Here is a 23,077-nt window from a genome sequence, read left to right as displayed (position 1 = left end):
AGATAAGGGATTTATATGAAACAAAACTTTTTTATATAGATACACAAGTCTATATATTGTTACATGTCTGAGAATATATAGTAGACTTTTATCGGCAAGAAATGTACTTATCAGAAACTGTATCTCATAAATCAGACACTCCCCTTTCCTCCTCTTCTACTTCGAAAATCAACTCAGGCAAATCAACTTTTTCAACTTCGCTAATTTTATCAAGCTCCAGAGCAATTTTACTGCTACCTATAATTGGAGAATACATTGGTTTGAACTTTGCACCCCATGTTATCTCATCACAAGAATAAGAAGTCCGCTGATATACAACCTGAGCAAAAGTATCATCAAAAGCTTTAATCATAACCCAAAATTCAGCATCACAATCTTTTAAATCCTGCAATGTTATACCATATAATGGACTTGAGTCTGTAATAGAATGAACAACTGTCCAACTTAAGGAAAGTAGGCTAATACGATTGAGTTCCAGTTTTAAATTGTAATATTTTCGTCGAGGGGTTTCATTGCCATTTCCCTTATCAATCAGGCTAAGAATCACCTCGGTTTCAACTTCAATGAGCTGACTATTACGTGCATTGGCAATACGAAACATTAAGCCCATTCCGTCTTTATATGGAGAAACTATTGCATGTTTACTATATAATATGCGAGCCTGAGGCCGGGCAAAACGACCATATAATAAACCTGTTGCAATAGCAAATGAAAGCCATCCAACCACTGATTCCAGGGATGCGATCATACTTGCCAACCAACCTATTGGGGCAATATGTCCATATCCAACAGTGGTAAATGTCTGTGTGCTAAAAAAATACATATCCCAGAAATTGCTAAAATATCCCGCACTAGACACTCCTTGAAACTGCTCAGAACCTAACAAGGTATAGACTATAGCAAATGCGCCATTTATGCCAAAGAAGAATAGCAGAAATATCAAAAAGAATTTACGCCATCGCATGGTAATAAAGCGATGATAAGGGTCCAGATAGTAACGGCCTAATATTTTATTGTTTCTAACAACATTAAAGCTTCCGTCTTTGTTAATTAGTCTGGTAGTGGCGTCAGTAAGTTTATTTCCGAATCCAAATTCTCGTTGTTCTTCTTTGAGGTGGGGTTTACGCCGATGTTTACTCATACATCCTTTTCAATATTTACTGGTTACATATTAGAATAATCAGGATCATTTGCTAAAGTTTTCACAGACAGCGACTGATAGGGAATTACCTTATCATATCGATTGGTACGTACATAGCTACAAAGTATACGTTGAATATCCTGATTGTGGGGATATTTACGTATGCTTGCCCGTAAGTTTTCATGTGTTGCTTCTTCTACAGAAGTATCCAGGTAACCAAATCCTATGTATCGTCCTTTTTCAATACAGACAACAGATTTTTCATCCTCATGTCTGCCCCTTCCAACTATAAAAAAGCTTTCATTTTGAAAACTAAAACTTTCAATGGCAGCTCGTGCACGCGTGTTGTATTCGTCTATAGGTTCTATTCCTACACAAGCTCCTTTACACTGATGAATATGATAATTGAAACAAGGCCCTCCGGTCTTATGTAAATCACATTTCTGAAGACATAATCCAAACTTCTGAACCCGATTATACAAAAAGTTGCGAGCATCTTCCCAATTATCCAGCATGGTTAAGGGCTCTTTATCTGAAGACAATCTTTCTACATACAAATTAATATAGCCATTTTTATCGGCTTCTTCGTATACTCCATAAAATGGCACAGCGCGTGATCGCTTTTGCTGAGTATTAAAGCGCGGTTTTATCTTCTTTATTTCATCCGATTCATATAATAACGCCACTAATTCGCTCCCTGTCAACTCATAGGTAATGCTGGCTATGTTGTTTTTAAACTCTATGGATTTACGACTCTTATAATCTATCTGAAAATGTTGAATGATACGTTTGCGAATGTTAATGCTCTTTCCAACGTACATAACTTTACCATGCTCATCATGAAAATAATATACTCCTGTATCTTCAGGTAATGCCAGAACTTGTTCTCTTGTTATACGAGGCGGTAATGTTTGTGATTTAACTTCGAGGGAAAGCCAATCTTCAACATCAGCAGAAGTAGTTGCAGTAATCTGGTGTTGATTCATTATCATACCAAATACTTCGGCAGTAGCTTCAGCATCTCCCATTGCTCTATGGCGATTTTCAATAGTAACACCAAGAGACTGACACAACTTGCCTAAACTATATGAGGGTAGACCCGGAAATGACTTTCGGCTCATTCGTACTGTACATAATGTTTTTCGTTGATAATTGTATCCCAGGTCCTTGAAGGCCGACTTGATAAAAGAATAATCAAAACGTACATTATGCGCAACAAAAACGGCACCTTCGGTAAGTTCTACAATCTTACGGGCTACTTCATAAAAAGGAGGTGCATCCCGTACCATTTCATTAGAAATTCCTGTCAACTGAGTAATTTCATAGGGAATAGAACGTCCTGGATTGACCAGTGTTTCGTAGCGTTCTACAATCTCTTTACCGTTATGTAAAACGATAGCAATTTCAGTAATCCGGTCACGGTCAGGCTGCCCTCCCGTGGTCTCAATATCAACTATGGCGTACAAAATGTGATGGATTATGCGGTTATCAGATCAGAGACAATAGTTTACAGGCAGAAAACATTAGTATATTTTAGAAGCTCGCCTACTACAAAAATACTTTTTTTCAATGACTTCATAACGTTGTCATATTGTAAATTGTTCATTCTCATTATGCTGAAAAGAAAGACAATAAGACTGGAAAAAATCGCATAGAATAGCTGCTTTGTAAGGAAAATAGAGAATCTGCGCTTATTTGAACAAACTAATCTACTTAATTTACAGCACGTTATTCACTATTTTATCCTATGCTGCACTTTTTGGAAAGTATTACTCGTTGGGAAGCTTTTGGATTATTTTTGTTTGAGAATGTAACTATTGTTGTATTGACATTGCTTATCAGCAACTGGTTAGCATATGGGCTCTCGACAAAACAACTCTCAAAATTAGTTGATCCATTAACTATGAAAGAAGTTGTAATGGCTTCAACTTCCGTTATTATCAATTCTCTTATTACTTATGCAGGCTATGAATGTTGGAAGCGTGGATACATACAATTTGATGAAAGTATCTCTTATCGCATTGTTGTAGATTCACTTATACTCATTCTAACTATGGATGCAGTTATGTTCTTTCTGCATTATATTGTTCACCGAACCTTCCTTTATTCAATAGTGCATAAACTACATCATATGTACACAAATCCTCAACCTATTGATCTTTTTGTGTTGCATCCCTTTGAAACGTTTTCATTTGGAAGTTTATGGGTTATTTTATTATTAGTGTTTCCAGCCAATTTATATGCTGTGATTCTGTATCTGACATTAAATGTCATTTTTGGAATGCTAGGACATATGAATGTTGAATTATTTCCAGCCAATTGGCTTAGAATTCCAATAGCCAAACAAATAGCTACTGCTACTTTTCATTATCAGCATCATCAAAATGAACAATACAACTTTGGTTTCTACACTACGTTTTGGGATTCATTATTTGGTACACTTGCGCCGGATTATATGGAACAATTTCAACGAAACAGAGAGCAATCTATAGAAAGATAAGATAGGTTCTAGATTCTATAAGTGAGACTCCTTTAAAAAAGACAAAGCTCTTGTCTCAGACCAAAAAGTGTTCTGTAATGACTGATACATAAACCCACAATGTCCACCTGCCTGAGTAATCTGTAACCATACATTAGGAAGATTCGTCACCAGAGACTGATCAAAGCATTCAGGCGATAAAAAGGGGTCATTAATGGCATTGACAATCAATGTAGGAACCTTAATACCCTGTAAAAAAAACTTGGAACTGTTCTGAGTGTAATAATCAATTGCATCTTTAAATCCATGTAGAGGAGCTGTATATACATCATCAAATTCCTTAAGCTTACGAATAGTCTGAAGTGGCATTATATCAATCGCCTGTGGCATAATCTCAGCTTTTTTGAGAATTTTTTTCCGAAGACTGCGCAAAAAACGTTGTTCATAAATAAAATTTTGAGGCTTCGAAATCTTAGCACTACTGGTTTTCACATCTAAAGGAACTGAAAAAACTACCGACTTTTTAATAAATGGTGCTAGCAAAGCACCCTGTTCACCCAGATACTTTAGGGTAATGTTACCCCCAGCACTAAATCCTAACAGAACGATTTCTGTATATTCTGGTTTCATTTGAGTTACATACTCAACTACCGTGTGTAAATCATCGGTAGCTCCAATATGGTAGAATCTTCTCTGACGATTTATTTCACCACTACAACTTCGATAGTTCCATGCAAGCACATCATAGCCTTCTGATGTTAACATACGGACCATCCCTGTTACATAAGGACGTTGACTATCCCCTTCTAGTCCATGACTAATAATAGCTAATTGGGAGGGCTTTGTTTTTCTTTTATTTTCTGCAAATGCCCAATCCAAATCCAGAAAATCTTCGTCAGGAGTAGTTATACGCTCTCGGTAGTAAGATATACCATTCACTTTTCGCATAACAGCCGGGATGATCGTCTGTAAATGACCATTAAATAGATAAAAGGGAGATCTATAGGTTGTCTCTTGTAAATACGGCATAAGTCATCTTCTGTCAGGTAATAGTATAGCAAAGTTCTCTTACTCTTCGCAAAAAATCAAAAGTAATTTCAAATGTAATCACTACTAACTATGAAAGAATACGAAATCACTAACTTAGAAATGAATATAGATATTTCTCTTTAACTTAAAAATGACGAAAAAAGGTCTATTTCTTACATTTTTTCTTACACTGAATCTTCTCAATAGGGTCACATTTTAAAACCTTACCAGTATTTATAAAAATTTTCACATTCCAACGGTCACCATTCTGGTAAAAATGGTATTTATGTTAAAGGAACAATCTTACTATAAGAAAACTTGTTCTTTAAAAAAGAATACTTTAACTTAGTGAAGTATCCATTTTTTCAGGCCAGGCACTACTAAACAGTTAGATAACCTTACAGCGCAATATTTAGGATATAAACAAATTCTAAGAAAAATTAAAAGAATCTAATATTGTATTAGTTCTACATCAAATCGAATTCTCACAGTAAAAATGTTTTTATCATAACAATTACAAGTATGAAAGACACAAACATTGGAGCCTTAGTAACCAAGAGAGTTGCTTTCTCCGCTTTAATCATGGCAGGCATCATCGGTTTATTCATGGGTTTGTCCTACTGGCAAAAAGGAAGTACTAGTCTGGACTGGCGTTTATGGATATTCATAGGTTTTTGGGGTGTAGCTCTTGCAGTTGATATCTATCGCTTTGCAAACCGTAATACACTTTCGCATACCAGTGTTCGTTATGGAGATTCTGATACAGGACAAGATCGCCTGGATGCAATTCTACAGGCCAGTGGATATGCAATGGATCACAAAGAAAACAATCGGTATATCTATATTCCGACAATGATTGCAGGAGCCATGAATAGACCTATAGTAGTTGAAGTAAAAGAACGTAATGCCGTAATTGATGGTCCATCATTCCTGATTGATCACATTGAGCAACGTATTGAAAATCTAAATTATGTAGATATGTCTGTAGGTGAAGCTGCAAGCAAACCGTTAGGAAGCTCTGTTGCTGATTATAATACCCAATCTGGCCTGGGTTCCACAGATGCGGAAGTATTTAATCCAAAAACGGCATAATGACTTATTAGACGCATATATAGTATAAAAAAGCAACAACCTACCTGTATGTACAGGTAGGTTGTTGCTTTTTTATGATAACCTCAAAACCAGATGGCATGTATTTTTTGCATTACAGACATAAATACGTATTGATTATTAACCTAAATAAAGTTTTTTATGTCAGCTAGTGAAAAATCAATTTCTATTTTAAATGACGTTATAGAAATTTTGAATGATCGGATTGAAGGCTATGAAAGAGCCATGAAAGATGTTGAATTTGAAGATGTAGATTTGAAGGCCATGTTTGCCAATCTTATCCATGAGAGCAGAGGCTTCCGTAATGATTTAATACAGGAAGTAACAACATTAGGTGGTGAGCCAGAAAGAGGCACTACCGCTACAGGACAAATCCACAAAGCATGGATGGATCTGAAAGCAGCTTTCACAGGAAAAGACCGTGAATCTATTCTGAGTTCTTGCGAATTTGGAGATAAGGCAGCTATTAAAGCGTATGATGACGCATTGGAAGACAATGTATCTGCAAGTCTACGTGAAACTCTGCTTCGGCAGCGGGATAGTATCCAAAGAACGCATGACACAATCAGTCAATATCTGCGTTCCAGCCAGGCAGCCTATTAATTTGTATAATTGATAGTAATAAAAATATGGTAGTCCATAAATGCATGAACTACCATATTTTTATTATAAATCTAACTACTTATTCCTTAAATCTGTTATTTCTTTAACCAGTTGAGGGTATGTATCCTGTAGGTCTTCTCCTCCTATAGGTACTCCATCCATGTCTCCATCTAATGAGTCATAATGAATAACATCTGGAAACAAATTTGCTACAGCATCTTGAATTTCTGAATTATCCTGATTCTCATGATTGGCAGAATAGGCTTCATCAGAAACATATAACAGTCCTTCAGCCCAAGTATCGCCTATATCAAAACTATATTTTCCATTAATAAAAGCGTTTATATCCTCTGTGATTTCTTCAAAAAACTGCTTTCCTTTTAATATAAGCCAGCACCGGAAATAAATGAAACCATCTGTAGATATATAATCATCAAAAATAATTTTACCCTCTTCAGTTGTATATCCATTTTCTAAAATTATTGACAATTCGGCAATATTCGCGGTATAAAGCTCATACATCTTTTCCTGAAATACCTTCTCAAAAATTATCAATTCTTCTTTGGTATGATGCGAAAGTAGTCCAATCAGATTCTCAAGATGTTCTTCAATATTATAATCACTCCAGTGAGAGCTTTGCGATCTATTAGATTTTTCAATTGCATTCCAGAAGAAATCTTCTTCTTCCGTTGGTGACATAACAGGTTTGCTTATCATATTATATTCTACACGTAACATTAATGCCATTTATACCAATGTTACCGGAATTGTAAACAAAAAATTGCTCCCTTTTCCATGCTGCTCACTTTCCACCCATATTTTTCCACCTTGTGCTGTTATAAATTCCTTAGAGATAGCCAATCCTAACCCTGTTCCTAAAGAACCATTGTTTTGATCCGGAATCCGAAAATACCGTTCAAATATTTTCTCATGATAGGCTTTATCAATTCCTTTACCAAAATCCTGTACAGAAAAAACCACACTCTTATTTTTCTGTATTGCACTAATAATGATTCTGCTTTGTTCTGATGAGTAACGTACTGCATTAGATAAAAGATTGATCATTACCCAAGCCGTTTTCTCCCGATCAATGTATAATTCAGGAAGTGAATAGTCAGCAATAATCTCTATTTGTATATCTTTTTGTTCTATCTGTGCCTTTAGAGCTTCATATGCATAATCAATAATCTCTTGTGGCTTAGTAGCCCTGAAATGTAACTGGATATTTCCAGTCTCAACCTGTGTCAAATCTAGTAGCTCACGGGTAATTTTTAATAATCGTTGTGTATCAGCCTTTATATTATCAATCATATGTTTCTGTTCTTCGTTGATACTTCCGATACGATCATCTTCCAGCAGTTTTAAACTTAGATTGATAGAGGATATTGGAGTTTTCAATTCATGCGAAATTGTGGCAATGAAGTTAGTCTTGGCCACGTTTAGCTCTTGAAAATGAGTAATGTTTTTAAGAACAATTACATAACCGATTTTGCGTGAATTGGTTTCACCTGTACGCACAAACACCACATCAATAATATCCTTTGTAAAATAAGATTCTTTATTGTCCACTACAATCTTTAGTGGAGTTTGGCTTTCAGAAGTTACATCAGTGACAAGATCCTGAATTAAATTCCGCATCAGGTCATTGGTTAGTGCTATATCTGGAGCATATTTCCCTATCACTTCTTCAGAATTTACTACCATCAACTTTGTAGCCTCCTGATTAATAAATAATATGCGTAAGTTCTCATCCAATCCGATGATAGCATCCCGCATATTATTTATTACAGTATCCAAACGTTTCTTATCAAACAGGATTTTAGCCAGGTTGCTGTTTTCATACTCATCCAACTTTTCCGCCATGGAGTTAAATGCACTAGCAACTTCGCCAAATTCATCATTAGATGTAAAATGTAAACGTTGCTGATAATTCTTGTTGGCAAGGAGTCTGATACTATGGGATAATTCCTGAATAGGATTTGCGATATATCCTGGGAAATTCAAAAAGAAAGTGAAATATACAATGAAGGCTACAACTCCAATCACTGATATATAACTCAATACTTTTTGAGCTGTAGCCTGTGCACTATTATTCTTACGATCTATTGCACGCAGATTTACCTCTGAAATCTGATAAATATCCTTCTGGAGATCTTTATATTGAGGGATTATTTCATTAAAATAATAATCAGAGGGCGTTGACCTATTTGTAGCAGACTGAGTCAGCTGTAGCAGATGTGTATAGTTACTTCTGAGAGATTGTACTAATTCTTTTTCACCAGATTCTGTTATGTTATCCTCCTCATTCTTCAGATTTTTTTCAAATACAACAATGGCCTGTCTAAGCATCTGTTCACGTACCTGATTGATAAGGCTATCTTGATTAGGAGAGAAAAAAAACTCGGTATGGTATCTTTTCATTTCATCTAATGCCTGCGTCATGGCTTTGGTGTACTCTACAGATTCATAATTATCCTCAATAATCTGATCAGATTCATCAGACAATAATTTAATAAAATATGCACCCAACCCACCGATGATAACGAATAAGGCAAATAAAAAAGCAATCCCTGCTACCAGTTTGGTTTTTATTTTCATTTAGGATACAATGATTAAATCAATAGGTGTGGATTCTGTTTTCAGAAGCATATTTCGTAATAAAGTAGACTTGAGAACAAAATTCCAATGGTTAAAATGAGGCTTACCTAAAATGATAAAACTAATTTGTTTCTCCAAAGCAATGTTTAAAACAGCATCTGATACACTCTTATTTTTTACCCGCATTACCTCTGCTCCCATCTCTGTTGCCATCTTAAAGTTATTGATAAGATGACGCTGGGATGCTAGTTTAATTTTATCCGGATCTTCTCGTGGAGTCTGAACATACACCACATACCAACTGGCATCATAGTAGCTGGCAAGTCTGGCAGTCTGACGGATTATTTTCTGTGCTCCTTCGTTATTTGAACTAATACACGCCAGTAGCTTCTCTGGACGCAGCCGATTGGGACCTAGTACTTCTGTTTCAATTTTCTTCTCTACCTGATAGGCAACCTCTTTTAAGGCCAGTTCGCGAAGTTGTAAAATCTGTTCAGACCGAAAAAAATTGGATAACGCAGCTGCTATTTTTGCACCATGGTATATTTTTCCATCCTTGAGTCGTTGAATAAGTTCATCTGCAGGCAAATCAATGTTCACTATCTCGTCCGCCATACGCAGTACATGATCAGGCACTCTTTCAGATACTTCAATTGAGGTAATATGATATACCTGGTTATTCAGGCTTTCAAGATGCTGGATGTTTACAGCACTTATCACACTTATACCAGCCTGAAGCAGATCAACCACATCCTGCCATCTTTTCTCATTTTTGCTACCAGGAATATTGGTATGTGCCAGCTCATCTACTATTACCACTTCCGGATGCTGATTTAGAATAGACTGCAGGTCCATTTCTTCCAGTTCCTTACTTTTATAAAATACTTTTTTTCTGGGAATAGTTGGCAGATCTCCAACTAATGCAGCAGTTTCTGCTCTGTTGTGTGTTTCTACAAATCCGATTTTCAAATTAATACCACTACGAATCAACTGGTGGGCTTCCTGAAGCATTCTGTATGTCTTTCCGACACCAGCACTCATTCCTATGTAGAGCTTAAATTTTCCTTTCCGTGATTTCTGAATGAGTTGTAAAAAATGGTCAGCAGACTCATTCTGACTTAGCTCAGGCATAATGAAAATAGTATATTATAATATGGAGTATAAAGAAGGCTGATAGATACAGTCAGAAGAGAACACAAATCTCCTCTGACTGTATTCTTGCTGTTAAAGATTAAAACTTAAATGCCATGGAGGTTGTAACTATACCATCTGTCTTTTTAGTCTGATTATCTTTTACAAATACAGAATTTGAGGCAGAATACAATCGTCCTTCAATTCGTAAGGCTACATTTTCTATCGGAAAATAATCCAGATTCAATGAGGGACTAAATGTCTTAAATCCCGTCACTACCGTTTCTTCATTCAAAGAAGTAGGTGCAATTATAATATTATTAGGATCATTATAATATTCCACTCTGCCTCCGATGGCTACTTTATCTGTTGGCTTATATCTGACCATCAGATTGGGATTCCACCATGTTTTGGTGCCATCTTTTTTACCAGTTATATCTAGTTGCTGCTGCCAGCCAATGTCAAAAGCAGCAATAATGGTAACCTTTTCAATCAAATCAAGAACGGTATAGAAGTTATGATAATAACGATAGGTCCCTTCTTTTCCAAAGAACGTACTGGAATTCAATAAGACACCTTTAGTAGGTTTATACTGAATTTGTGTACCTAAGGCTTTATTCTGATCTGTTTCAACAATTCGCTGCCATCCATTCAGAACCAGTCCGGAAATGGTCAGTTTATCACTGATATCCCAAGTTAACTTTGCTCCTGTTTCGTAATAAGGTGTATTATCAGCCATTAGTGATCGTGTGAGTGTTGGATTATCAATAGATAATGCCGACTCATATCCAATGTGTGAAGGTAAGATCCCTGCATCCAGCCACAGCCCTTTGGCTAAACGAACACCAACATTAGCCTGGTAAATATACTTAAGTACTTCCGAACCATTTATTGTTTCAGCAGCATAATTTCGCTGTACATAGGTCCCAGTGTGCAATCCGATATTTCCCCTCACGACGTCAGAAGTATAGGCAGCCCCTATAACTGCATTATTGAGAGAAAACTCATTATGCCGGCTGTGTGCGTATACAAAACCTGGACGTTCATGGTTTTCAGGTTGGTTAAAATCATAGAGATAATAAATGTCTGCAAAAGCACTAAATGTCAACTTAGGTTTAGCAATTTCAATACTATCTGTAGTCAATACAGTCTGTCCCTGAGCAAGAGCTACTGAAGCAGTCAAACAAGCTGCCACAATCCATTTTTTCATTTGTACTGGTCTTAATTTAAGTAAGAAAATAAAACTGAATAAGAAATTATTTAAGGTTATCCAAAGCGAGATTCAGCTTCAGGACATTTACCTGACGAGGACCAAAGATACCTAAAAAACGGTCTTCCATTTGTTCGTCAACCAATGCTTTGACTTTGTCTTGTGAAAGCTTACGGACCTGAGCTATACGTGCAATCTGAACATAAGCGGCTTCAGGAGAGAGATGAGGATCAAGTCCACTACCTGAAGCTGTAACTAATTCAGATGGAATATCAGATTTTTTAACTCCATGATTATGTACCAGAAAAGTATGTATTCTCGATTGAACAGTTGCCAGGTAATCCGGATTAGATGGACCAGCATTGGAGCCATAAGAGCCATTTGTTGCATCAAAGTTGAAAGCAGAAGGACGCGAATTGAAATATTTGTCAGAGGTAAAGGGCTGCGCTACATTAGCAAACCCTACAATTTTCTCTCCTCGTTTGATGATTTCTCCTTTACCCCCATTTGGGCCAAGGACTCTGGCAATTCCTACAACAAATAAAGGATATATACCACCCAAAAACACAAACAATACGAAAGTAATTACGATAGATTGTTTTAAGTACGATAACATATATAAAGTTCATTAAGTATGTAAAATAGTGGAAGTTCAGATCAGTGTTAATGTGTCTACCAATCTAAAAAATCTCTTTAAGCCATTCCCAACAGTGTAATCACTACATCGATGACTTTAATTCCAATAAAAGGGACAATAACACCTCCTAGCCCATAAATCAGCAAGTTTCTGCGCAACAAGGCACTGGCTCCGATTGGTTTATATTCCACACCTTGTAATGCCAAAGGAATCAGAAAAGGGATAATGATAGCATTAAAGATCACAGCTGCCAGAATAGCCGATTGAGGACTTGTCAAATGCATGATATTCAAAGCCTGTAAAGCAGGGATCGATCCCATAAACAAAGCGGGTACGATGGCAAAGTATTTAGCCACATCGTTGGCAATAGAAAAGGTAGTGAGTGTACCACGAGTAATGAGTAGTTGCTTACCAATCTCAACAATCTCAATAAGTTTAGTAGGATCATTGTCCAGATCAACCATGTTACCAGCTTCTTTTGCAGCCTGTGTACCTGAGTTCATAGCAACCCCGACATCTGCCTGAGCCAAAGCAGGTGCATCATTGGTACCGTCGCCCATCATAGCGACAAGCTTACCACCAGTTTGTTCTTTACGGATATAACTTAACTTTTGCTCTGGAGTAGCTTCGGCAATAAAATCATCTACCCCAGCCTTCTCTGCAATATATTTGGCTGTTAAAGGGTTGTCACCTGTTACCATCACAGTCTTCAATCCCATTTTGCGCAAACGCTGAAATCTTTCTTGGATCCCTGGTTTGATGATATCCTGCAATTCAATTACCCCCATTACCTGACTATTTTCGGAAACAACCAAAGGAGTACCACCATTAGCTGCTATTTCCCTTACTGTGTTTTCAGTTTCTACTGGAAAAGTATTTCCACTCTGTAATGCCATTCGTTTAATGGCATCAAAAGCACCTTTTCTAATTTTGCGTCCATCAGGCAGATCTACACCACTGGAACGAGTTTCTGCGGTAAATTTAATCAATAGACTACCCTGCGGTAGTTCTTTTTTACTTGATGCAGATCCATTTAAACTAGTACCAGCCAAGTCAACAATTGATTTTCCTTCTGGTGTTTCATCAGCCAGTGAACTCAGCATGCAATGTTCAATGAATAATCTCTTGTCAATTCCTGTTGCGGGATAAAAATTTGTTGCTTTTCGATTACCAATGGTGATTGTACCCGTTTTATCCAAAAGCAATGTGTCAATATCTCCAGCTGTTTCTACAGCCCGCCCTGACTTGGTAATTACATTGGCCTGTAAGGCTCGGTCCATACCTGCAATCCCAATGGCAGATAAGAGCCCCCCAATGGTAGTTGGAATCAGACATACAAACAAAGATACCAATGCAGCAATGGTTATAGGAGTCTGTGCATAATCAGCAAACGGTTTGAGTGTAACTGTTACCAGTAAAAAGGTAAGTGTAAAACCAACCAGCAGAATAGTAAGTGCAATCTCATTAGGAGTTTTCTGGCGGCTTGCACCTTCTACTAACGCAATCATTTTATCCAGAAAGCTTTCACCGGGTTGAGTTGTTACCTTCACCTTGATATGATCAGATAACACCAGTGTACCGCCTGTTACACTTGAACGGTCTCCACCTGCTTCCCGAATTACGGGTGCGGATTCACCTGTAATAGCTGATTCGTCAATCGTAGCTAATCCTTCTATGATTTCACCATCAGCAGGAATTACATCTCCAGCATCACATACAAATATATCTCCTTTCTTAAGCTGAGAAGAACTCACTACCTGAATTTCATTCAGTTTAATATCTCCAACCAAAAGTACACGCTTAGCCGGGGTCTCTGAACGGGTTTTTCGTAAGGATTCTGCCTGAGCCTTTCCTCTTGCTTCCGCTAATGCCTCTGCAAAGTTGGCAAACAAAAGTGTAAGCAAAAGAATGATAAAGATACCCAGGTTATATCCAATTGATCCCTGACTTGCATCTCCTGTCAAAAGAATATTGAGACATACTGCCAGCATAATTACTGTTCCAATTTCTACAGTAAACATAACTGGATTTTTAATCATTGTAACAGGATTGAGTTTGACAAATGATTCTTTCAATGCATCTGCCATAAATTCTTTCCGGAATAATCCGGATTTATTTTTAGTTGCCATTTTTTGTTGATAAACAATAAGTTACAAACAGAACATATGTTATATATTTCTCACAAAATCAATTACATAGAGAAATATTCTGCTAAAGGTCCTAATGCCAGTGCGGGAAAGAATGAAAGTGCTGTAATCACTACTGCAACAGCCATAATCATTACTCCAAAGGTTACCGTGTCAATACGTAAGGTACCTGATGATTCTGGAATAAATTTCTTGCGAGCCATCAATCCTCCTATAACTACAGGCCCGATCAATGGTACATAGCGCCCCAGGATCAGGACAAAACCCGTAGTAATATTCCACCAGGGAGTATTGTCACCAAGACTTTCAAAACCAGAACCATTATTGGCATTAGAGGAAGTAAATTCATAGAGTATATCCGAAAATCCGTGGAAGCCAGGATTGTACAACCAGGATTCTTTGCCACCATATCCTACTAAAGCTGCGTTATTTGCCGCAAACCAAGCTGTCATAGCTGTACCAACCAGAATCAGAAATGGAGATAACAAAGCTACGATCATAGCAATCTTTACTTCCCGTGCTTCAATCTTCTTCCCAAGCATTTCAGGAGTACGTCCAACCATCAGACCAGATATAAATACTGCAATAATCAGGTAGATGAAGAAGTTTTCGAAGCCTACACCTACTCCACCATAAAAAGCATTGATCATCATTGCCAGTAATGCATTCAAGCCAGAAAGAGGGGTTAAACTATCCTGCATACCATTTACGGATCCGGTTGAGATTACGGTTGTTGCGATAGACCAGAATCCGGAAACAACGGGACCAAAGCGCACTTCTTTTCCCTCCATATTGCCATGAGACTGGTTAATTCCCATAGCTGCAATAGCAGAGTTGCCTTGTGTTTCTGCAATCATTGTCGGAATAGCCAGTGCCAGGAAGCCTATCGTCATCACACCAAATATCATCCAGGAAAGCTTTCGTCTGTTCAGGTAAAAACCCAGGGCAAACACCAACGCCACAGGGATGATCATTTGTGCGATCAACTCAACAGAGTTGGTAAAATAATTGGGGTTTTCCAATGGATGGGCAGAGTTTGCTCCAAAGTAACCACCCCCATTAGTTCCCAGGTGTTTGATGGGTAGCATAGCAGCTACAGGTCCTCTATACACAGGTAAAGTGGCTCCTTCTAGTGTATGAATGGTTTCCTTTCCTTCATATGTGGCAGGCATACCATTAATCACAAAGACAATAGCCAGCACAACACAAATAGGCAACAGGATACGGGTAATGCTTTTTATAAAGTAATTCCAAAAATTCCCCAGATCACTTGTTGTCCGATCACGTAGCCCATTGATGAGAATGGCAAAAGCAGCCATACCGGTCGCAGCAGAAACAAACTGAAAAAACGTCAGAACAAACAACTGTGAAAAGTATGATACCCCTGACTCGCCATAATAATGTTGTAGATTGCAGTTAACAATAAAACTGATAGTAGTATTAAAAGCCAGATGAGGAGACATATTCGGAATACCATCCGGATTAAGAGGTAACCACGCTTGTGTCATTAATACCAGCATACCTAGTAAAAACCAGATAAGATTGATTGTAAGCAGGGCAAACAAATTCTGCTTCAAAGTCATTTCCCGTGTTGGATCAATACCTGACAGGCGATAGAACACATTTTCCAGTGGAGACATAAAGTCCAGCAGAGATTTCTCTCCTGCATAAACTTTGGCTATATATTTACCCAGGATGTAGCCTGTCAAAATAATAACAGCGAAAATGACTACAACTCCTGCCAATTCATTTATCATAGAATAGTATAAAGTTTATAAGCGTAAACAAAAATTCTCAGAATTTTTCAGGCTTGATGAGCACATAACACAGATACCCAAAAACCACAATAGAAATAATTAGTAAGGCAATCATAAAGTAGAGATGGTTGACAGATTAAACATTTTCAAAAAAGTCAACAGATTTAAAGAATAGCCAGAAGCAGATCAAACCAGCAAGAACAAGGAGAATGATCATCAGAACGTCAGACATAGTAGTAACTGATTATGATTTATAGTTTTTAGAGGTTGTGTAACTTATTTTTAAAGAGGCGAAAAGAGCAGATTTTAGAGCGAACCAAGACTATTTTGAGGGGCATAGTCAGAGACCATGGGCCGAAAAATAGGCGAAGGTGCAGCCTAAAAGATGACTTTTCAGCCTTTAAAAATAAGTTTAGACAACCTCTTAGAAACAGGAACTTTTGAAGTTGTCCTCTTGGATGATTTGTGGAACAAAAAGAATCCTATCAGGCAAAGCAAAAAGACAATGAACAGCAGAATTAAAAGGGACATAAAAGAGTGTTGTTAAGAGTTAATTTCGATTCAGTTTCTATTGAATCGTCTCCTCTCCTATGCCAAATGGAGTGCCATTACTCTATAAGAACCAGACACAAACAACAACTCATTAAAAACCAATAACTTACCACAAATCAGAAATAATTACAGAGCTATGATTTTCCATTTTGAAAATGCTATTTTTTCAAAATGGAAAATGAGTTTGATAAAATTTGTACAATAGATTTTTCAACAGGATTGGAGTGAAATAAAAAAGCCCTGTAGATACTAGTATCTACAGGGCTTTTTAACAGAAAGCAATGGAGTTATTCTAAACCATATTCGTGCATCTTTCGGTAAAGTGTAGTAAGACCTATACCAAGTAAATTAGCTGCTTCTGGTTTGTTACCACCTGTTACGGACAAAATTTTCTGGATATGAATCTTCTCAATTGCAGAAATAGATGTTTCAGAATGGTTGATAGTTTTATCTGTTTTATCTGACAGAATTTCAATAGGTAGCAGATCTTCTGTAAGTTGATCCAAGTCACAAAGGATAACAGCTCGTTCAATGATATTTTTTAATTCACGTATATTTCCCTTCCAAGTATATCCCATCAATTGTTTGATAAATTCAGGGGCCAGGGAATCGATTCTTTTATTAGTCTTTAAAGCATAATACTGGCAGAAATGTAAAGCTAGAGTAGGAATATCCTCTTTACGTTCACGTAAGGCTGGAATCAGGATTTTAAAGACCGATAACCGATAATATAAATCCAAACGAAAATGATCTTTTTCTGCTTCTTTATTGAGATCACGATTTGTTGCAGCCACAATTCGAACATTCACTTTAGTAGGTTTGGTATCGCCTAATTTGGTAAATGTCTGTGTTTCCAGTACCCGCAAAAGTTTAGATTGTAAATCTGTATGCATTTCTCCAATTTCATCCAGAAATAAGGTACCAGTATCTGCTTCTTCAAATAAACCTTTTTTATCAGATACAGCCCCACTAAAGGCACCTTTCCGGTAGCCAAACATCTCAGATTCCAGCAAGTCTTTGGGAAAAGCACTACAATTAACAGCTACAAAGGGTTTTCCCTTTCGTGTGCTAGCTTGATGAATGGCCTGTGCAAATAATTCTTTTCCTGTTCCAGTTTCGCCTTCCAATAAAACAGAAGTATCAGCTGTAGCGACCCTTCTGGCCATATTAATTGCATTAGCTATAGCAGGTGCATTGCCAATAATGGTCTCAAAACCACTTTGCGTATTCACCTTACTCTCTAACTCTGAGACTTTTTTTCTAAGCTGAGCCTTTTCCACAGCCTTTTCTATGGTGAGAAGCATTTGTTCATCCTGATCACCTTTTGTGATATAATCAAATGCACCTAGTTTCATGGCCTTCACTCCATCTGAAATTGTACCATAGGCAGTCATTACAATAACTTCTATATCTGGATATTTTGATTTTACTTTTTGTAACAGATCTATTCCATCTCCATCAGGTAATCGAACATCTGTTAAAATCAGTAAGACGTCTGTGTGTTTTTCCAGTTCTTGTAAACCCTGGCGTACAGTAGATGCTTGCCAGATAGTATATCCTTCAAGCTCAAGAATACGTGTCAATAACGATCTCAGCTTTACTTCATCATCAATAATTAATAGGGATGGCTTTATCATTCAACAGCTTTATTTCAGTAAAAGCCTGCAAGTATACTATTTGCTCACCAAACTTTTCTAAAAAGCCCAACAACGTATTGTATTTCTAAAAACAAAAAACAGCTTATGTGATATAAGCTGTTTGCCAAAAGAAAGATTATCTTACTCTTACTCCATCTAATTCACACATCTTCCTTATATGTAATTCCAAAAGATTCAATACAAATATACCTCAGCTACACACTGGCAGCACCTCTAATAACCGCCAGAATCAATGCGATTACAGCAATTACTAATAGAATATGGATTAATCCACCCAGGCTAAATGCAAAAAATCCCAAAAGCCATCCAATCAATAAAATGACGGCAACGATATACAATAAATTTCTCATGGTTGATAAGGTTTAGTATATTCAGTTTGTTTTACTACCATAGATTTTCAAAGAATCATGCCATTACTCTCTTAGTATAAACTCACTTAGTATAGTACTCAACCATTCAGTAGATAGGGTACAATTGTGACTGTTTTTCTACAATCCGCAAGCAAAATCAATCATTTCCAGAAGTTACGAAATTTTTCTTTGCATTAGTTGAGATTCCGAATGACCTTACTAGTACAACTATGCATGTAAAAAAATTTTTTCAAAACTTCTGGACAGTATTAAAAGGTAGCTTCAATGCTTTTATAAATGACAATGCGATGAAGCTTAGTGCCTCTTTATCTTACTATACAGTTTTCTCACTAGCTCCTCTGCTAATTGTTGTGATCTCACTCTTAGGGGTATTCTATGGAAGGGAAGCTATACAAGGTCGTATCTATGGTCAGATAGATTCGGTAATTGGTAAAAGTGCAGCATTGCAAATACAGGAAATAATTAAAAATGTACAGATATCCGGAGATAGTCATATGGGTGCTATCATAGGTATTGCGACATTAATATTCAGTGCGACTGGTGTATTTATTGAAATTCAGGATTCTATAAATTCTGTCTGGTCTATCAAGGCTAAACCCAAACAAGGGTGGTTTAAGTTTATTCAAAATCGCCTGTTATCCTTCTCTCTTATTATTACATTAGGCTTTTTACTTTTGGTATCTCTTATAGTCAGTGCTTTTTTAGATATTCTCAGCCAACAGTTAGAACGTCTATTCTCCGATTATACACTCTATATTGCATATGCTCTAAATTACATTCTTATAATCTGTGTCATTACAGCACTGTTTGCAATAATATTTAAAGTACTTCCGGATGGTAACCCTCGCTGGAAAGACACATTAATAGGTGCAGCATTTACAGCTGTATTATTTACATTAGGTAAATTTCTGATAAGTTTTTATCTCGGTCAATCTGATGTAGGTAGTACATATGGTGCGGCCGGTTCTATTATCGTAATTCTGTTATGGGTATATTACTCCTCTATTATTCTCTATTTTGGTGCAGAGTTTACAAAGGTTTACTCACAATGTTTTGGGACACCTATAGAGCCGTCTAAGCATGCAGTCTTTATTGTAAAAGAAGAAACAGAACATTCAGCAAATGAGATGAAGACCATTAATCATGAAAACAAAAAATCCTCACTTCTGGCTGAGAAATGAGGATTTTCTTAGAACTTTAGTTTTAAACTTAATTCAGGTTTTCATTTCTCGGAAAACGGATAGTAAATTTGGTACCTATACCTACTTCAGACTCTACATCTACTGTTGCTCCATGTGATTGGAGAATATTCAGTGTTGCTGCAAGCCCAAGCCCCATACCATCCTGTTTTGTTGTAAAGTAAGGTTCAAACAGGTGTTGCAGTTCTTCCTCTTTTATACCCACTCCATTATCTTCTATGAATGTAAGACAGTAGGTATCTGTAATTTCTGTTCCGATAGTTAGTGTACCTATATCTTCTGACATTGCCTCAATAGCATTAATAATGATATTCAGTAAAGCTATTGATACCAGTGATTTATCCAGATTTAAATCACACTCAGTCTTTTCATACTGTTTCACCACAGTTACCTTCTTCAGATGAGCCCGATCTTTTGCCAGATCAATTGTCTCATCCAATAGTTGATGGACAGGGTAAAATGTACGCCTTACTTCCGTAGGTTTCAGCGAATTCAACAAATCAGTAATCAGACCATTTACCCTATTCACATTACGTTTGATAATATCCGTATACAAAGAAAAGGAGTCATCCACTAACTCAGCTTCCAGTTGGTCCAAAGCCAGATTAATATTTGTCAAAGGATTACGAATTTCATGACCCATTGTACGTACCAGACGTCCACTGGCAGCCATTTTTTCAGCCAGAGTAGCATTTCGTTCCAGTCTTTTCTTTTCAGTTACATCATGCAGTGTGCCCTGATAGTAACTGTTATCCTCGTTAGACGGGCGGCCCAGCGAAAGAAGGCAATAAAGCTTTTTCTGACTTTTGGATAGAAAAACAGCTTCCCACTCACTTACCTCTTTTTTATTCTGGAGCAACTCGTTTAGTTGTCGCTTATGTGCAGTTTCTTCCATTAGATCCTGAAGTTGCATCTCCAAAAACTCTTCTCTCCTATATCCTAGAATCTGGCTCCCCGCTGAGTTGACATCTAATATTGTTCCTTTATCATCCATTAGAAAAATAAAATCCTGAGACTGATCAAAGATATTACGGTATTTACGCTCACTTTCACGTAACGCGCGAATTGCAGACATACGTTCAATGGAATACCGGATACTTCTTTCAACTTTCTCACTATCTAATTCACTCTTGATCAGATAGTCCATAGCTCCAAGTTCTGTCGCTTTTCTGTCAATATCCGAATTGCCTTTACCTGTCAGTAGTATAATAGCAGCATCTTCATCAATTTCTTTGGTTTCTCGAATAAGATCCAGACCGTTTTTAGCACCCAGAAAGAAATCGTAGATATAAATGTCATGATTTTTCTCTGCAATTTTCTGAATTGCATCCTGGTAACGATAAGCCCAGCTAACTGTAAAGCTTTTATCTGGTATACCACTCAGATAATTTTTCATTAATAAATAATCATCTTCATCATCATCGACTAACAACACACGGATAGTTTCCATTGTTAAAGTGGTACCTTTACTTTCATAAAGGATTTTTTTACAAGTAATGAATAAAATATCTTCTTATTGTCTATTTAATATAATCACTCAAATACAGGCAAAGTAAATGTAAAAGTAGCCCCATTACCAGGAGTACTCTCTGCCCATATGACTCCGCCGTGCCCTTCAACTATTCTTTTGCAAATAGCTAAACCAATGCCTGTTCCAGAATATTCAAAACGGGCATTTAATCGTCTGAATAAAGTGAAAATTTGTTCAGCATATTCAGCTTCAAATCCAATCCCATTGTCAGATATAGATATTTGCCAATATTTCTTAGTCCCTGAATGCAGTGTTAAGATGGTAGAAACAGATATTCTAGGCTGTGCAGTATTAAATTTCAATGCATTCCCAATCAGATTCAAAAATAACTGGTGCATTTGTGCATCTACCGCTTTAACCACGGGCAAATTTCCTACATGGATGACAGCCTGTTTATCATTTATTTTTTCATCCAGATCCTCGAGGACTTTTTGCAGAGTATGAGAAAGATCTATAGAATCAAAGGGTTGCTGAACCCGTCCAATTCGTGAAAACTCCAGTAAAGTCTGAATCATCTCCTGCATACGTCTGGCAGACTCCCGCATCCTTTCCAGAGAATCAAATTCAATTTCTGTAAGTTTTGATCCAAGACGTTGTTGGAGAAACTCAGCAAAAGCCCTAATTTTACGTAGAGGTTCCTGTAAATCATGTGAAGCTATATAAGCAAATTGCTCTAGCTCCTGATTTGAATGATTTAGTTCGTGAATCTTAGCTTCCAGCTCTTCTTCATATGTACGTAATTGTGTAATATCATTTATACTACCAACTATCCGGCGAGGAAATTCACCTTCATCCTCTCCTAGCCTTCCATGCAAAATTACAGTTCGTTGCTGATTTGAAGCAGTAATCAGTTGTGCCTCAATATGAAAAGTTTGATGATTGGAAATTGCATCAAAGCAAGCATTTTTAATACGCTCTCTATCTTCTTGTCTGATAAAATGATGCAGATACTCATCAAGAGATATTGTAGGAAAGTTATTTTCTGGTAATTCATGTAATTGAAACATTCCTTTTGACCAGCTCATCTTTCCTGTATCCAGACACAATTCCCAACTACCGTATCCCATGATGGACTCAGCTTCTTTCAACAAAGCTTCACTATTCATCAATTGACGGGTTGTATTGCGTAGTTCTGTTATATCAGCAGCACTTCCAAGAAACTTTATTGGATTTCCTTTCTCATCAAAAACAGGCTGGCCTTTACCCATCAAGATCCGCCGTTCACCATCTGGCCTGATTATAGAATGTTCTATCTGATATGGATTGTGATCCTGCATACATTTTGCAATGCATTCAGTCATTCGTTTTTGATCCCTGAAATCTAACAGGCTGATAAACGAATCATAACTTAATTCAAACAACTCTATATCCTGACCAAAGATTTCCCATAATCCTTTAGACCATACAACCTTATTAGTAGAAATGTCCCATTCCCAACTACCAAATTTCATTGAGACTTCAGCCTGAGTCATAATCAACTCTTGTTGTCTGAGTCTTTCTACCAGAACCTTTTCCTCTGTAATATCTTCTGAATACCCCAGAATCTCAGTAACAGTTCCGTGTGCCTTCTTTAAGATCGTATATCTTGTCTTTAAATATCTTGTTCCTCCATTTTTATGCTTTATAGTCCCCTCTCTAAGCCAAACATCTGGTAGTTCTTCAAAAATGCCTGAAAAATTATCAGGAAAAAGATTATCAGAAAGCCCGGACAATGATCTGTTCATTGTCTCTAAATCCTCCAAACTATATCCTAAGATTTCTGTTATCTCTTTGTTTACATAAAGGATCTTTACATCTGGTATTTCATGAATATGGATAAGTGTGGAGGAAAGCCCTATAATTCTCTGGAAAGCATCTTCTGTAAGAATTTCAGATTCGAGCTGAGAACCAGGAATAATAGAAGTGAGGCGCATGAACTGTAAAG

General features: G+C 37.0%; 19 protein-coding genes. 4 read left to right on the top strand and 15 right to left on the bottom strand.

Features of this window, described 5'->3' with window-relative positions:
* Nucleotides 1-124 precede the first annotated feature (124 nt).
* Complete coding sequence (locus QNI22_RS04000) at nt 125-1,141, bottom strand: ion channel (protein WP_314509343.1); 1,017 nt, start codon at nt 1,139-1,141, stop codon at nt 125-127.
* 23 nt (nt 1,142-1,164) lie between these two features.
* On the bottom strand, nt 1,165-2,619 hold the full coding sequence (locus tag QNI22_RS03995; protein ID WP_314509851.1) for an exonuclease domain-containing protein: 1,455 nt from the start codon (nt 2,617-2,619) through the stop codon (nt 1,165-1,167).
* A 269-nt stretch (nt 2,620-2,888) separates the two neighbouring features.
* Between QNI22_RS03995 and QNI22_RS03990 the strand changes: the two genes are divergently transcribed.
* Nucleotides 2,889-3,641 carry a sterol desaturase family protein gene (locus QNI22_RS03990; protein WP_314509342.1) on the top strand — a complete coding sequence of 251 codons (753 nt, stop codon included), beginning with the start codon at nt 2,889-2,891 and terminating at the stop codon, nt 3,639-3,641.
* Between the two features lie 15 nt (nt 3,642-3,656).
* Here the strand turns inward: QNI22_RS03990 and QNI22_RS03985 are convergent, their stop codons facing one another.
* Nucleotides 3,657-4,649 carry a YheT family hydrolase gene (locus QNI22_RS03985; protein WP_314509341.1) on the bottom strand — a complete coding sequence of 331 codons (993 nt, stop codon included), beginning with the start codon at nt 4,647-4,649 and terminating at the stop codon, nt 3,657-3,659.
* A 522-nt stretch (nt 4,650-5,171) separates the two neighbouring features.
* Between QNI22_RS03985 and QNI22_RS03980 the strand changes: the two genes are divergently transcribed.
* A complete protein-coding gene (locus tag QNI22_RS03980) occupies nt 5,172-5,741 on the top strand; it encodes a hypothetical protein (RefSeq protein ID WP_314509340.1) in 570 nt (189 codons plus the stop codon).
* A 159-nt stretch (nt 5,742-5,900) separates the two neighbouring features.
* A complete protein-coding gene (locus QNI22_RS03975; protein ID WP_313980700.1) occupies nt 5,901-6,362 on the top strand; it encodes a ferritin-like domain-containing protein in 462 nt (153 codons plus the stop codon).
* A 75-nt stretch (nt 6,363-6,437) separates the two neighbouring features.
* Here the strand turns inward: QNI22_RS03975 and QNI22_RS03970 are convergent, their stop codons facing one another.
* From QNI22_RS03970 to QNI22_RS03930, 10 genes are all read right to left on the bottom strand, one after another.
* Nucleotides 6,438-7,109 carry a DUF4240 domain-containing protein gene (locus tag QNI22_RS03970; protein ID WP_314509339.1) on the bottom strand — a complete coding sequence of 224 codons (672 nt, stop codon included), beginning with the start codon at nt 7,107-7,109 and terminating at the stop codon, nt 6,438-6,440.
* Nucleotides 7,110-8,960 (bottom strand): ATP-binding protein, encoded by a 1,851-nt coding sequence (locus QNI22_RS03965; RefSeq protein ID WP_314509337.1) that lies wholly within the window; start codon nt 8,958-8,960, stop codon nt 7,110-7,112.
* Nucleotides 8,961-10,091, bottom strand: coding sequence for a sensor protein KdpD (locus tag QNI22_RS03960; protein ID WP_314509336.1), 1,131 nt, complete (start codon nt 10,089-10,091; stop codon nt 8,961-8,963).
* 100 nt (nt 10,092-10,191) lie between these two features.
* The gene (locus QNI22_RS03955; RefSeq protein WP_314509335.1) at nt 10,192-11,301 is read right to left on the bottom strand and encodes a porin; all 1,110 of its coding nucleotides are present in this window, start codon (nt 11,299-11,301) and stop codon (nt 10,192-10,194) included.
* A 46-nt stretch (nt 11,302-11,347) separates the two neighbouring features.
* A complete protein-coding gene (kdpC, locus tag QNI22_RS03950; protein ID WP_314509334.1) occupies nt 11,348-11,917 on the bottom strand; it encodes a potassium-transporting ATPase subunit KdpC in 570 nt (189 codons plus the stop codon).
* A 77-nt stretch (nt 11,918-11,994) separates the two neighbouring features.
* Nucleotides 11,995-14,067 carry a potassium-transporting ATPase subunit KdpB gene (gene kdpB / locus QNI22_RS03945; protein ID WP_314509333.1) on the bottom strand — a complete coding sequence of 691 codons (2,073 nt, stop codon included), beginning with the start codon at nt 14,065-14,067 and terminating at the stop codon, nt 11,995-11,997.
* A 62-nt stretch (nt 14,068-14,129) separates the two neighbouring features.
* Nucleotides 14,130-15,842: a potassium-transporting ATPase subunit KdpA gene (gene kdpA / locus QNI22_RS03940; protein WP_314509332.1), complete on the bottom strand. Its 1,713-nt coding sequence runs from the start codon at nt 15,840-15,842 to the stop codon at nt 14,130-14,132.
* Between the two features lie 37 nt (nt 15,843-15,879).
* Nucleotides 15,880-15,957, bottom strand: a complete 78-nt coding sequence (gene kdpF, locus QNI22_RS40260) for a K(+)-transporting ATPase subunit F (RefSeq protein ID WP_390902227.1) — start codon at nt 15,955-15,957, stop codon at nt 15,880-15,882.
* A gap of 724 nt (nt 15,958-16,681) precedes the next feature.
* On the bottom strand, nt 16,682-18,031 hold the full coding sequence (locus QNI22_RS03935) for a sigma-54-dependent transcriptional regulator (protein WP_314509330.1): 1,350 nt from the start codon (nt 18,029-18,031) through the stop codon (nt 16,682-16,684).
* 215 nt (nt 18,032-18,246) lie between these two features.
* Nucleotides 18,247-18,402 (bottom strand): lmo0937 family membrane protein, encoded by a 156-nt coding sequence (locus tag QNI22_RS03930; protein WP_313980682.1) that lies wholly within the window; start codon nt 18,400-18,402, stop codon nt 18,247-18,249.
* A gap of 230 nt (nt 18,403-18,632) precedes the next feature.
* Between QNI22_RS03930 and QNI22_RS03925 the strand changes: the two genes are divergently transcribed.
* On the top strand, nt 18,633-19,604 hold the full coding sequence (locus QNI22_RS03925) for a YihY/virulence factor BrkB family protein (protein ID WP_313993012.1): 972 nt from the start codon (nt 18,633-18,635) through the stop codon (nt 19,602-19,604).
* A gap of 28 nt (nt 19,605-19,632) precedes the next feature.
* Here QNI22_RS03925 and QNI22_RS03920 read toward each other — a convergent pair whose 3' ends face one another.
* Nucleotides 19,633-21,072 (bottom strand): hybrid sensor histidine kinase/response regulator, encoded by a 1,440-nt coding sequence (locus tag QNI22_RS03920; protein WP_314509329.1) that lies wholly within the window; start codon nt 21,070-21,072, stop codon nt 19,633-19,635.
* An 83-nt stretch (nt 21,073-21,155) separates the two neighbouring features.
* Complete coding sequence (locus tag QNI22_RS03915) at nt 21,156-23,066, bottom strand: PAS domain-containing sensor histidine kinase (RefSeq protein WP_314509328.1); 1,911 nt, start codon at nt 23,064-23,066, stop codon at nt 21,156-21,158.
* Between the last annotated feature and the right edge of the window lie 11 nt (nt 23,067-23,077).

Origin of the sequence: Xanthocytophaga agilis, assembly GCF_030068605.1 — a bacterium.
GTDB lineage: Bacteria > Bacteroidota > Bacteroidia > Cytophagales > 172606-1 > Xanthocytophaga > Xanthocytophaga agilis.
The sequence above is the reverse complement of the archived record's forward strand: the minus strand, read 5'-3'. Positions and strand labels throughout refer to the sequence as shown.